Source organism: Pseudomonas sp. GW821-FHT09C10 (assembly GCF_059418085.1).
This window is the reverse complement of sequence record NZ_JBWKPE010000019.1, coordinates 27,745-40,531: the sequence shown is the minus strand read 5'-3', so window position 1 is coordinate 40,531 and position 12,787 is coordinate 27,745. Positions and strand designations below refer to the sequence as shown.

Genomic DNA, 12,787 nt, shown 5'->3' with positions numbered 1-12,787 from the left:
GCTACCGGAATCCATGGCAAGCGCAGAGAGTGCCGCGCGCCTGCCATGGTGTCCAGCAACGTTTAGCGAACGACGATACCGCGCGCCGCCATGTAGGCCTTGGCCTCGGGAACGGTGTATTCACCAAAGTGAAAAATACTCGCCGCCAGCACCGCGCTGGCATGGCCTTCGATCACGCCGTCGGCCAGGTGTTGCAGGTTACCGACGCCGCCGGAGGCGATCACCGGAATACCCAGCGCATCGCTGATGGCGCGGGTCACGCCCAGGTCGAAGCCGTTCTTCATGCCGTCCTGGTCCATGCTGGTCAGCAGGATTTCCCCGGCGCCCAGGCCTTCCATCTTCATCGCCCACTCCACCGCGTCCAGGCCGGTCGGCTTGCGACCGCCATGGGTGAAGATCTCCCAGCGCGGGGTTTCGCCCGGGCCGGAGACTTTCTTGGCGTCGATGGCGACCACGATGCATTGCGAGCCGAAGTGCTGCGCGGCTTCGCCGACGAACTCCGGGTTGAACACCGCAGCCGTGTTGATCGAGACCTTGTCCGCACCGGCATTGAGCAGGTTGCGGATGTCCTGCACGGTGCGCACGCCACCGCCCACGGTCAGCGGGATAAACACCTGGCTGGCCATGCGCTCGACGGTATGCAGCGTGGTGTCGCGGCCGTCGACGCTGGCGGTGATGTCGAGAAAGGTAATCTCGTCGGCACCTTGCTCATCGTAGCGACGGGCGATTTCCACCGGGTCGCCGGCGTCACGGATGTTCTCGAACTTGACGCCCTTGACCACGCGACCGTTGTCGACGTCCAGGCAAGGGATGATGCGTTTGGCCAGCGCCATGGTCAGTCCTCAGCCGTTGTAGGCATCGCAGTAAGCCTGGGCTTCGGCGACGTCCAGGGTACCTTCGTAGATCGCGCGGCCGGTGATGGCGCCGATGATCCCTGGCGCCTTGGCGTCCAGCAGCGACTTGATGTCGCCCAGGTTGTGAATGCCGCCGGAAGCGATCACCGGAATCTTCGTCGCCGCCGCCAGCGCCGCGGTGAACGGCACGTTGCAGCCCTGCATCATGCCGTCTTTGGCGATGTCGGTATAAACGATGGCGGACACGCCGTCGGCTTCGAACTGCCTGGCCAGGTCGATGACTTGCACGGTGCTGATTTCAGCCCAGCCGTCGGTGGCGACGAAACCATCCTTGGCGTCCAGGCCCACGATCACTTTGCCCGGGAACGCGCGGCAGGCTTCGGCGACGAAGGCCGGGTCTTTCACGGCCTTGGTGCCGATGATCACGTAGCTCACGCCGGCCTTGACGTAATGCTCGATGGTTTCCAGGGAGCGGATACCGCCGCCGATCTGGATCGGCAGGTTCGGGTAGCGCCTGGCGATCGCGGTGACCACCTCGCCGTTGACCGGCTGGCCTTCGAAGGCGCCGTTCAAGTCCACCAGATGCAGACGCCGGCAGCCCCCTTCCACCCATTTGGCAGCCATGCTCACCGGGTCATCGGAGAACACGGTGGAATCTTCCATACGGCCTTGGCGCAGACGGACGCAGGCGCCGTCCTTGAGATCGATAGCGGGGATAATCAGCATCTGGCAAACCTTATTCGATATTCAGCAATGCTTGGGAAATCAGGGTTTCTCAAGCGACCACAGGTCGCTTTCGATGCTTTCGAACCTTTCTTTAAGGAGCGTCTGCGTATCGAAAATCGCCCGGTTGTAATAGTGCGGAGCCACTTCGGTGGTGAACAGCTCAAGAATCTCGGCAACCTCGAACGAGCCCAGCTTGAGCTCGAAGCGGTCTTCCATGAAGCGCTTGATCTTGAGGGTAGCCTCACTTTCCTGCTCCGGCGTGAGGGTCAAGATCGGCAGCTTCGGCTTCCTGGCCATTTACCAGCGCCCATCCCAGGCGGCGAAGTTCTGCAGCAATTGCAGGCCATGGGTATGGCTCTTCTCGGGGTGGAACTGCACGGCAAAACGCGAACCTTCGGCCAACGCTGCGGCGAAGTCGACGCCGTAGTGCCCACCACCCACCACCTGGCGCGGCTTACCGGCGGCGATGTAGTAGCTGTGCACGAAGTAGAAGCGCGCCATGTCCGGGATGTCGTGCCACAGCGGGTGATCCACTGCCTGGCTGACTTCGTTCCAGCCCATGTGCGGGACTTTCAGGTGGGCGCCGTCTTCGTGCAGGTCCTTGCCGAAGAACTTCACCTGGCCGGGGAACAGGCCGATGCAGTCGACGCCGTCGTTCTCTTCACTGCGATCGAGCAAGGCTTGCATGCCCACGCAGATGCCGAGGAACGGGCGATCCTGGCTGACTTCGCGCACCAGGCTGTCAAAGCCCAGGCGACGGATCTCGGCCATGCAATCGCGAATCGCGCCCACACCGGGGAACACCACGCGGTCGGCTTCGCGAATCACGTTGGCATCGCTGGTGATCAGCACCTTGCCGGCCCCTACGTGTTCGAGGGCCTTGGCCACCGAATGCAGGTTGCCCATGCCGTAATCGATAACCGCGACCGTCTGCATTACAGGACGCCCTTGGTCGAGGGCATCTGCCCGGCCATGCGCTCATCCAGCTCCACGGCCATGCGCAGCGCGCGGCCGAAAGCCTTGAACACGGTTTCGATCTGGTGGTGGGTGTTGGTGCCGCGCAGGTTGTCGATGTGCAGGCTGACCAGTGCGTGGTTGACGAAGCCCTGGAAAAATTCCTGGAACAGGTCGACGTCGAAGCCGCCCACGGTGGCGCGGGTGTACGGCACGTGCATCTGCAGGCCTGGGCGGCCGGAGAAGTCGATGACCACACGCGACAGCGCTTCGTCCAGCGGGACATAGGCGTGGCCGTAGCGACGGATGCCTTTTTTGTCGCCGATGGCCTTGGCAAACGCCTGGCCGAGGGTGATGCCTACGTCTTCCACCGTGTGGTGGTCGTCGATATGCAGGTCGCCCTTGCTGACGATATCCAGGTCGATCAGCCCGTGACGGGCGATCTGGTCCAGCATGTGCTCAAGAAAAGGTACACCGATATCAAATCGGGCCTTTCCGGTGCCATCCAGGTTGATCGAGGCTTTGATCTGGGTTTCCAGAGTGTCGCGCTCGACGGACGCCTTACGTTCGGCCATCACCAGCTCCGCAAAATCATTGGGCGAAAAAGGCAGCCATTATAGGGGCGCGGGCGCTAAACAGAAACATCGAAGGGTATAAGACTGACGAGTTGAGGCGGGGAATGTCGGGGATAGACATGTACACACAAGCGAGTGCTCCAGGATGGTGCACCCGCTTGTATTCAACTTAGTGGAACAGTACCGCCGTCTTCTGCAGGGTCACCCACACACCCCACGCCAACGGAATACCCACCACCAACCAGGCCGCGATCGCCAACGGCACGGTGCCGGGTGCCGCTTTCCACTCCAGGGAAGTGCTGGCATCGGCACCCTTGTCATGGCCCAGCGCCTGCTCGGCGGCCAGTTCCGCGTCGGTCATGAAGTACTTGTCGGCCACCGGGCGGACCAGCATGTTGCAGATAAAGCCCAGCACCAGCAGGCCGGCGAGGATGTACAAGGTGATGTCATAGGCCGCAGCGCGTTCAACGCCGATGCTCAGTTGATACTCACGCAGGTAGTTCACCAGCACCGGGCCCAGCACGCCCGCCGCTGCCCAGGCGGTCAGCAGGCGACCGTGGATCGCGCCGACCATCTGGGTACCGAACAGGTCGGCCAGGTAGGCCGGGACGGTCGCAAAGCCACCGCCGTACATCGACAGGATGATGCAGAACGCCGCCACGAACAGCGCCACGTTGCCCAGGTGACCCAGGTTCGGGATCAGCGCATACAGGGCAAAGCCCAGGGCAAAGAACACGAAGTAGGTGTTTTTACGCCCCAGGTAGTCGGAGAACGACGCCCAGAAGAACCGGCCACCGATGTTGAACAGGCTCAGCAGGCCGGTGAAGCCCGCAGCGATGGCGGCAATCGACGCCAATTGCCCGGCGTCCAGTTGGCCAAACGGCACATCGACACCCAGCAGCTTGCCACCGAACACTTCCTGCAGCAGCGGAGAAGCCATGCCGAGGATGCCGATACCGGCGGACACGTTCAGGCACAGCACCAGCCATACCAGGCGGAACTGCGGGGTTTTCCACGCCACATTCACGTGCACGTGACGGTGGGTGATCATCGCGTTACTGGCTTTTTTCGCCGGTGCGGTCCAGCCCTCAGGCTTCCAGCCAGTGGGTGGAACGCGGTAGGACAGCGCGCCGCCGATCATGAACACGAAGTAGATCGCAGCCATGACCAGGAAACTCTGCCATACGCCCACGCTGGTCGGCGAAGCAAAGTGCCCCATCAGCGCAGCAGCCAGCGGGGCACCCACCATTGCGCCGCCGCCGAAGCCCATGATCGCCATGCCGGTGGCCATGCCGCGCTTATCCGGGAACCACTTGATCAGGGTCGATACGGGCGAGATATAACCCAGGCCCAGGCCGATACCGCCAATGACCCCGGAGCCGATCCACATCAGCCAGATCTGGTGGGTATAGATACCCAGCGCCGAGATCAGCAGGCCGCCGCACCAGCACAACGCCGACACAACACCGGCCTTGCGCGGCCCGGCATGTTCCAGCCAGCCACCCCAGATCGCTGCCGAGCAACCCAGGAAGATGAAGAACAGGGTGTAGATCCAGCCCAGCATGGAGATGGGCCAGTCGCATTGGGACGAGAAGACTTGGGCGATGAAGCTCATGTCCGGCGCACAGGCAACCGGTTTAGTGATGCCAAGCGCCTTGGACAGCGGCAGCCAGAACACCGAGAAGCCGTAGGCCATGCCGATGCACAGGTGGATGGCCAGGGCGGCCGGTGGAACCAGCCAGCGGTTGAAGCCGGGCTTGGCGATAATGCGCTCCTTGGACAGGAACGCAGGCTGTGGGGCGGTAGTGCCCGCCACAGTGCTGCTGCTCATTGATGTATCCCCCAGTTATTAGTATGCGTTCGTCAGGCGCTCTCTCCCTCGGCCTTGCACGCAAAGCGTGGCCGTTTTTGTAGAGTGAAGCTCCATTTTGGCGCGACGATAAGTCGCAGAAGGCGAACGAACGGCTGAAGATTAGCATTAGCGGATGACAGAAAAACCAAAATGACATCATCTTTTTGCGATTTTTCAGTTTTATTGGCGTCAAAAACCCGCTTCCCGACCTGTGGATACAATGTAACGATCGGTGAACTGACGCAGGCCGTCGGGCGTTATACTCTGCGGCTAAATTTTGAAATCGACATACAAGGACTCGCCCATGAAAGCGTTCGGCAAAATCCTGGGTCTGGTACTTCTCGGGCTGTTGCTGATCATTGTGGCTCTGGGCTTTGCCCTGACCCATCTCTTCGATCCCAACGACTATAAAGACGAGATTCGCCAGATTGCCCGCGACAAGGCCCACATCGAGCTGACGCTCAATGGCGATATCGGCTGGAGCCTGTTCCCCTGGCTCGGCCTTGAACTGCACGAAGCCAGCGTGGCGACCCTGACCACGCCGACCCAACCCTTCGCCGACCTGCAAATGCTTGGCCTGTCGGTGCGCGTGCTGCCGCTGCTGCGTCGCGAAGTACAGATGAGCGATGTGCGGGTCGAAGGCCTGAACCTGCGCCTCAACCGCGACAAGCAGGGCCATGGCAACTGGGAAGACATCGGCAAGACCGCACCGGTGGCAACTGCCGGAACCCCCGCGCCGGCGCAAGCGCCTGCCGAGCCCGAAGCGGAAAAACCGTCCAAGCCGATCCGCCTGGATATCGACAGCCTGACGGTCAACAACGCCCGCGTCGAATACAACGATGAACAGACCGGCAAGCAATTCAGCGCCGAAAGCATCCAGCTGAGCACCGGCGCCGTGCACGAAGGCGCGAGCATCCCGGTGAAACTCACCGCCTTCTTCGGCAGCAACCAGCCGGTGATGCGCGTCAAGACCGAGCTCAACGGCAACCTGCGTATCGAACGCGCGCTCAAGCGCTACCAGTTCGAAGACATGAAAGTCACCGGCGAAGCCACTGGCGAGCCGCTGCAAGGCAAGACCGTGACCTTCTCCACCCAGGGCCAGCTACTGGTGGACCAGGCGGCCAATATCGCCGAATGGACCAACCTGAAGCTCTCGGCCAACCAGTTGCGCGCCTTGGGCGAACTGAAGGTCAACGACCTGGACAAGACCCCGCAGCTCAGCGGCGCGCTGTCCATCGCCCAGTTTGACCTGGCCAAGTTCCTCGACAGCGTCGGCAACCCGCTGCCACCCATGGCCGAGGGCAGCCTGAGCAAGGTCGAGCTGGTCAGCCGCCTCAAGGGCACGCCGACCAGCCTGGCGCTGGAAGACCTGAACCTGAAACTCGATGGCGGCACCTTTACCGGTCGTATCGCCGTGGACGACTTTGCCAAGCAAGCGCTGCGCGTGCAGCTCAAGGGCGATACCTTCAACGCCGACAATTACCTGCCGGCCAAGTCCGAATCCGCCAAGGGCGCGACCGCCGCCCGCCAGGCCGAAGTGCAGAACAGCGAAGCCGGCGCCATGGCGGCCGGGGGCACCACGCCACTGCCGGAAGCACCGACCAAAGGCGCCTGGAGCACCGACAAACTGCTGCCACTGGCCCACCTGCGCAAGCTGGATGTGAATGCCGACCTCGCCTTCGGCCAACTGACCCTGAGTAAATTGCCGATCCAGAATGCCGTGCTGAAAGCGTCCGGCGTCGACGGCCAACTCAAGCTCGAGACCCTGAGCGGCGGGCTCTACAACGGCACCTTCCAGGCCAACGGCAGCCTCGACGTGCGCCAGGACATTCCACTGCTGGCCCTGCAAAGCCGGATCAAGCAGGTGACGGTCGAACGCATCCTGCAGGCCCAGGGACAAACGCCGCCGGTGAAAGGCCAGGTCACCCTCGACAGCAACCTCAGCGGCCGCGGCAATAGCCAGAAAGCCCTGATCGACAGCCTCAACGGTACCGCCAGCTTTGTGATCAACAACGGCGTGCTGCTCAACGCCAACCTCGAGCAGCAACTGTGCACCGGTATCGCCCTGCTCAACCGCAAGACCTTGAGCGGCGAACAACGCGGAAAGGACACACCGTTCCAGGAGTTGAAGGGCAACCTGACCTTCCGTAACGGCGTCGCCAACAACCCCGACCTGAAAGTGCGCATCCCCGGACTGGCGGTCAATGGCAACGGTGACGTCGACCTGCGCGTACTGGGCATGGATTACCGCGTCGGCATCATCGTCGAAGGCGACCAGCGCGAAGTACCGGACCCGGCCTGCGAAGTCGGCGCCAACTTCCAGGGCATCGAAGTGCCGCTGCGCTGCCGTGGCCCGCTGGAACTCGGCGCCAAGGCCTGCCGCCTGGACAAGGACGGCCTGAGCCAGGTCGCGATCAAGGCGGCCGGCAACAAGCTCAGCGAGAAGCTGGAAGAGAAGCTCGACAAGGTCAATCCGCAGCTCAAAGATGCTTTGAAAGGCCTGTTCAAACGATGAAAAACGAGCAGTTTTCAACGGCGGTGCTGGACTGGTACGACCGCCACGGCCGCCATGACCTGCCCTGGCAGCAGGGCATCACGCCTTACCGGGTGTGGGTTTCGGAGATCATGCTGCAGCAGACCCAGGTCAGCACGGTGCTCAATTACTTCGACCGCTTCATGGCCTCCCTGCCAACGGTCGAAGCCCTGGCCGCCGCGCCGGAAGACGAAGTGCTGCACCTGTGGACCGGCCTGGGTTATTACACTCGGGCGCGCAACCTGCAAAAGACCGCGAAAATCATCGTGGCCGAGTACGGCGGCGAGTTTCCCAGGGATGTGGAAAAACTCACCGAGTTGCCCGGCATCGGCCTGTCCACCGCCGGCGCGATTGCCAGCCTGAGCATGGGCCTGCGCGCGCCGATCCTCGACGGCAACGTCAAACGCGTGCTGGCGCGCTTTACCGCTCAAGAGGGCTACCCCGGCGAACCCAAGGTGGCCAAGCAGCTGTGGGCTACCGCAGAGCGCTTCACGCCCCATGATCGCGTCAATGCCTACACCCAGGCGATGATGGACATGGGCGCCACCCTCTGCACCCGCAGCAAGCCCAGCTGCCTGCTGTGCCCGCTGGAAAAAGGCTGCGAAGCCCACCTGCTCGGCCTGGAGACACGCTACCCGATCCCCAAGCCGCGCAAGAGCATCCCGCAGAAGCGCACGCTGATGCCGATGCTGGCCAATGCCGAAGGCGCCATCCTGCTTTACCGCCGCCCTTCCACCGGCCTGTGGGGCGGCTTGTGGAGCCTGCCCGAACTGGACGACCTGCAAGACCTCGAACACCTGGCCAACCAGCACGCACTCGAGCTGGGCGAGCACCAGGCACTGCCGGGGCTGATCCACACCTTCAGCCACTTCCAGCTGGCCATCGAACCCTGGCTGGTGCAGGTCGAGGAATCCGCCCATCACGTGGCCGAGGCCGACTGGCTCTGGTATAACCTCGCCACCCCGCCGCGCCTGGGCCTTGCCGCCCCGGTAAAGAAACTGCTGAAACGCGCGGCCGATGTATTGAACGCAGGAGAGTCGTCATGACCCGCACCGTAATGTGCCGCAAGTACAACGAAGAATTGCCAGGCCTGGAACGCCCTCCGTACCCAGGTGCGAAGGGCCAGGACATTTTCGATCACATCTCCGCCCAGGCATGGGGCGACTGGCTGAAACACCAGACGCTGCTGATCAATGAAAAACGCCTGAACATGATGAACGCCGAAGACCGTAAATACCTGTCAGGCGAAATGGACAAGTTCTTTTCCGGCGAGGATTACGCCAAGGCTGACGGCTACGTGCCGCCTGCTCAATAATTGATCAAAAACCAGGGTCGGCACGTAAGCGACGGTAATAATTAAATATTTTTTGAAAACTTGCTTGACGACCCCCTGAAAAACCCGTTTAATGCGCCCCGTTGCCCAGATAGCTCAGTCGGTAGAGCAGGGGATTGAAAATCCCCGTGTCGGCGGTTCGATTCCGTCTCTGGGCACCACTAATTAGTTTCAGGTGGTGCAAACGTCATCTGAAACACATAAGAAACCCGCCTAGTGCGGGTTTTTTGTTGTCCGACATTTTATGTCGCTCCCCACTGCACCTCGCAGTAATAGCGCTATGATATGATTCAAAATATGCCAAGGCCGGCGAGCAACATTATGCGGATGCATTCCCTCCTGTAACCGTCAGCCATTGCCCGTCAACACACGAGCAAGCCACGACGACGGATTAACTCCCCCGCGCTCGCTCCCATCACAGCATGACAACCCTTATTACTATTCGACACTGAAGCCCCCCTTCAGTCGACATGGAAGAGTTATGTCAACAAGGAGCCCGAAATGACCCGCCCCCTCACCCGCATCAACCTTGCGCTGGCGCTCGCCGCAACGCTTTGCCTTGGCAATGCCCACGCGGCCAATGAGGAGCTTGCCCAAGAGGTGAAGGAAACCATCCAGGAGCAGTGGGACAAAGACACCTCGCCCGGCGAAAACACAATCAAGGAAGTAACCCTGATCAAAAAAGGGCAGAACAAGTATCGCGGACTGCTTGAGGTCGATGGCCCGGATGGTCACGAGACCCTGAGCGTGGACGTCATGGTCGACGAGGACAACATGATCTGGGAAATCGTTGACTGACACCCCGACACATCACACCCAAGCGATACGCAGCCCAACGTGTCGCTTAATCCCTTGGGCACATGGAGAAACAAATGGCATACACATCGATCATTTTCAAAAACCCGAACACGGGCGCGATGAAGGAAGCTCCTGTCGGCTTTTCGTGGACCACCTTCTTTTTCGGTTGCTTCCCGGCCCTGTTTCGCGGCGACTTGAAATACGGCCTGATTCAATTCGTCATCGCAATGATCACAATGGGTTTGAGCAACATCGTCTTTGCATTCATCTACAACAAATTTTATATCAAGGACCTGATCGGCCAAGGCTTCAAGGCGCAGTCGATTGCCAGCGGCGATATGAACTTCGCCTCGGCCAAGATTGGCATGCAGATCCCCTTGCTGGAAGCTGCTTGATCCGCAGTCACAGCTGACAACAAAAAGCCTGCTCATTGCAGGCTTTTTGTTGGGTAATCGGTCCGTTACGACGATTACAAAAACGGCACAGCACAGTGCCCGTTCATTTCAGCAAGAACACCATCAGCGGGTTGTCGTTCAACCGCCCTTCAAAGCTTGGCGTCAGATGCTCCAGAGGCGTGCCCTTCAGCAGCGCGGTTTCCTTGCGCGCCACAATGACCCACGACGGACGGGGCAACGCGCCCAAGCGCTCAACCTCTGTCGCACCGACAAACAGCGGTTGCTCGTCATGGTCCAGATTCATCATGTAGCGCACCGCCCAGGTGTCCCTGCCGAGATTCAGGAATACCAGTTGCCCGGGCTGCGATACGCGAAGCGCCTCCACCTGGCCGACAAACTGCCGGGTGTCGAACTGCAGGTCCTTGGCAGGCTCCACGACCGTCACCAGCACCAGCCATTGCGCGCCCAGCGCGAACGCGCTGAGCCACACCAGCCGCCCCGCTCGCCGCCAGGCAAGCACGGCCGCCACTTGCAGGAGCACCAGCGCCCCCACCAACAGCGGCAACGAGACGTCAGGCCAGTAACCGTGCTTCTGCCACCCATGCCGACAGACCAACACGGCAACCACGCACAGCGCCGGCAACGCCGCGACAAGCCACTCGTAGCCCCTGCGCACGCCCGAGAGCCAGCCTTGCGCCTGAAGCAGCCCATAGGCCGCGACAGCCGCAAACATCGGCACCATGGGCAAGATGTAATAGGCACGCTTGAAATGCGGCACCGACAAGCCAAGCAGGATCATCAGCCCACAGGCACCGAGCCGCACCACCAATTGCACCGGGTCATCAAACCGCTCCGCCCAACGATGACGCAGCGCAACCAATGTGACCAACGCCAGCGGCACCACGGGGAAGTAACGGTACAGGCTCAGCTGGAAGTAGAAATAGAACGGCTCGCCGCTTTCATCAAGGCGCCCGCCCACTTGCATCTTGAACACTTCATCGGCAAACGCATCGCCGCCACTGATGCGCGCCAGCTTCACCAACAGCCACCAACAGGCCGTAAGCAACACCAGGCCGACGATGCCGTGGATCAACACCTGCCTGACCCGCTCTCCAGGGCTGCCCAGCGCCCAATACACACATACCACGCCGCAGACTTCGATCAAGCCCAGCGGGCCGCGTATCGCGAAACCCAGGATGAACAGCGGGAACACCGCAAGTTGCCTGAACCGTGAGCCCAGGCGCTCACCACTGTGCAGCAGGTAGAAACTGCCGACACACAGCAACGCCACCATCTGGTCCAGGCATACCGAGCGGGACTTCTCGAGCAATTGGGTGGTGAGCAACGTCAGCAGCACCGTGAGCAACGCCCACGGGCGACTCGCCGGGACCAGCAGGCGATAGATCAAGGCTACGACCCCGGCGGATGCAAGGGCAGTGGGCAGCACATTGGCCAAATGGTTGGGCGCACCGAACAGCCGGGCAAATACGTAACTGAAGAAGGTCGCGGTACCAGGGTAGTCCGCGTAAGGCTGCCCGTAGGTGGTGGGGAAAAGACTCGCGCCATGGCGAAACATTTCCTGCAGGAACAGCGCCCAGCGACCGTCAAAGCCCTGGGGTTGCTGGTCCCAGATACCCAGCGTGAACAGCAACAGCGCGAACAGGAAAATGCCCAGGGACTCCAGGCGGAAACGGTTGCAGTGATCCATGGGTTGGCCTGTCAGGTAGGGAACGCCGATCTAGAGTGCCGAACGTATCCCTAATAGCACCTGAACAAACCTGAACATTCACATTTCACCGGCCTGCAGGCCACACCAGCCTCGGGATCAGGCGCACGTAGATCAACTCGCCGACCAATTCGACCAGGGTTTGCAGGATCACCGCCGTCGCCGCCACGCCGCGCACGTCTTCTGGCAACGCCAGGGCCAGCGGCAACACCACCAATGAGTTACGCGTCGATGCGCTGAACGTCACCGCTCGTGCCGTCGCCGCCGGCAGCGCGAACAGCCTCGCAGCCAACGCCCCGATCACCGGCGCCAGCAACAGGAACGCCACGTATACCGGAATCACCGGCAGCAGCAGGTTAATGTCACGCACCACCGAAGTGATTTGCGAACCGATCACCACCACCAACACCAGCGCCATCGCCGGCACCGGCAACCACGCCCAGGCATCACTCCAGGCGCTGACGCCCGATGAGCGCCGCGCCAGGAATGCAGTGATCACCGCCAGCGCCATGGGCAACACGATCAACAACAGGAACGCCTCGATAAACGGCCCCGCCTGCACCACCACCCCGGACTGCGCCCCCAGCATCAACCCCAGGTACACCGGCAACAGCAGCAACTGCAGCAACAACAGCACCGGCGTCGCCGCCAGCATCAAGCGCGAGTCGCCTTTACCGATATGGGTAAACACCACCACATAGTCGATACACGGCGTCAGCAACACCAGCAATGCGCCCACCAGCAACGCAGGGCGCTCCACCAGGCCACGGGTCAAGGCCCAGACCAGCAACGGCACGAGGATGAAATTGGCCAGCAGCAGCGCCGACAGAAAGCGCTTGTGGCCCAAGCCCTGGCGCAGGTCCAGAAAAGGAATTTGCAGGAACATCGCATACATCAACACCGCGATGGCGGGCGTGACCAGCGCGCCGAGGCCCTGGGCCAACGAAGGCGCGAGCAGGCCGAAAGCGGCAGCCAGGAGGACAGCGGCGAAGTAGAGGGGGATCTGGTGGTGTTCGAGGGTGTCGCGGGTCATGAAAACGC

At 61.4% G+C, this 12,787-nt stretch carries 13 protein-coding genes and 1 tRNA gene; 6 read left to right on the top strand and 8 right to left on the bottom strand.

Annotated features, from left to right (window positions below; translation table 11 throughout):
* Window positions 1-62 precede the first annotated feature (62 nt).
* From hisF to AC07OT_RS27965, 6 genes are all read right to left on the bottom strand, one after another.
* Window positions 63-833 (bottom strand): imidazole glycerol phosphate synthase subunit HisF, encoded by a 771-nt coding sequence (gene hisF / locus AC07OT_RS27990; protein WP_003171107.1) that lies wholly within the window; start codon window positions 831-833, stop codon window positions 63-65.
* A gap of 9 nt (window positions 834-842) precedes the next feature.
* Complete coding sequence (hisA, locus tag AC07OT_RS27985; protein WP_027605077.1) at window positions 843-1,580, bottom strand: 1-(5-phosphoribosyl)-5-[(5-phosphoribosylamino)methylideneamino]imidazole-4-carboxamide isomerase; 738 nt, start codon at window positions 1,578-1,580, stop codon at window positions 843-845.
* A 39-nt stretch (window positions 1,581-1,619) separates the two neighbouring features.
* Window positions 1,620-1,877 carry a DUF2164 domain-containing protein gene (locus tag AC07OT_RS27980; protein WP_027605078.1) on the bottom strand — a complete coding sequence of 86 codons (258 nt, stop codon included), beginning with the start codon at window positions 1,875-1,877 and terminating at the stop codon, window positions 1,620-1,622.
* The gene (gene hisH, locus AC07OT_RS27975; RefSeq protein ID WP_065940741.1) at window positions 1,878-2,516 is read right to left on the bottom strand and encodes an imidazole glycerol phosphate synthase subunit HisH; all 639 of its coding nucleotides are present in this window, start codon (window positions 2,514-2,516) and stop codon (window positions 1,878-1,880) included.
* A complete protein-coding gene (gene hisB, locus AC07OT_RS27970; RefSeq protein WP_017849940.1) occupies window positions 2,516-3,109 on the bottom strand; it encodes an imidazoleglycerol-phosphate dehydratase HisB in 594 nt (197 codons plus the stop codon). The genes hisH and hisB overlap by 1 nt, the downstream gene beginning before the upstream one ends.
* A gap of 169 nt (window positions 3,110-3,278) precedes the next feature.
* Complete coding sequence (locus tag AC07OT_RS27965; RefSeq protein ID WP_027605080.1) at window positions 3,279-4,940, bottom strand: OFA family MFS transporter; 1,662 nt, start codon at window positions 4,938-4,940, stop codon at window positions 3,279-3,281.
* Between the two features lie 325 nt (window positions 4,941-5,265).
* Here AC07OT_RS27965 and AC07OT_RS27960 point away from each other — a divergent pair, with 325 nt between their 5' ends.
* From AC07OT_RS27960 to AC07OT_RS27935, 6 genes are all read left to right on the top strand, one after another.
* Entirely contained in the window at window positions 5,266-7,476 is a 2,211-nt protein-coding gene (locus AC07OT_RS27960) for an AsmA family protein (RefSeq protein WP_495109601.1), read from the top strand.
* Window positions 7,473-8,540, top strand: a complete 1,068-nt coding sequence (gene mutY / locus AC07OT_RS27955; RefSeq protein ID WP_065925759.1) for an A/G-specific adenine glycosylase — start codon at window positions 7,473-7,475, stop codon at window positions 8,538-8,540. The genes AC07OT_RS27960 and mutY overlap by 4 nt, the downstream gene beginning before the upstream one ends.
* The gene (locus AC07OT_RS27950) at window positions 8,537-8,809 is read left to right on the top strand and encodes an oxidative damage protection protein (RefSeq protein WP_027605083.1); all 273 of its coding nucleotides are present in this window, start codon (window positions 8,537-8,539) and stop codon (window positions 8,807-8,809) included. The genes mutY and AC07OT_RS27950 overlap by 4 nt, the downstream gene beginning before the upstream one ends.
* 103 nt (window positions 8,810-8,912) lie before the next feature.
* Window positions 8,913-8,988 (top strand) — tRNA-Phe (locus tag AC07OT_RS27945).
* A 340-nt stretch (window positions 8,989-9,328) separates the two neighbouring features.
* Entirely contained in the window at window positions 9,329-9,625 is a 297-nt protein-coding gene (locus AC07OT_RS27940) for a hypothetical protein (RefSeq protein WP_495109600.1), read from the top strand.
* Window positions 9,626-9,699: 74 nt separating this feature from the next.
* Window positions 9,700-10,020, top strand: coding sequence for a hypothetical protein (locus AC07OT_RS27935; RefSeq protein ID WP_115486512.1), 321 nt, complete (start codon window positions 9,700-9,702; stop codon window positions 10,018-10,020).
* Window positions 10,021-10,123: 103 nt separating this feature from the next.
* On the opposite strand, the gene AC07OT_RS27930 is transcribed toward AC07OT_RS27935, so the two are convergent.
* Entirely contained in the window at window positions 10,124-11,728 is a 1,605-nt protein-coding gene (locus AC07OT_RS27930) for a glycosyltransferase family protein (protein WP_495109599.1), read from the bottom strand.
* A gap of 85 nt (window positions 11,729-11,813) precedes the next feature.
* Window positions 11,814-12,779, bottom strand: a complete 966-nt coding sequence (locus AC07OT_RS27925; protein WP_495109598.1) for an arsenic resistance protein — start codon at window positions 12,777-12,779, stop codon at window positions 11,814-11,816.
* Between the last annotated feature and the right edge of the window lie 8 nt (window positions 12,780-12,787).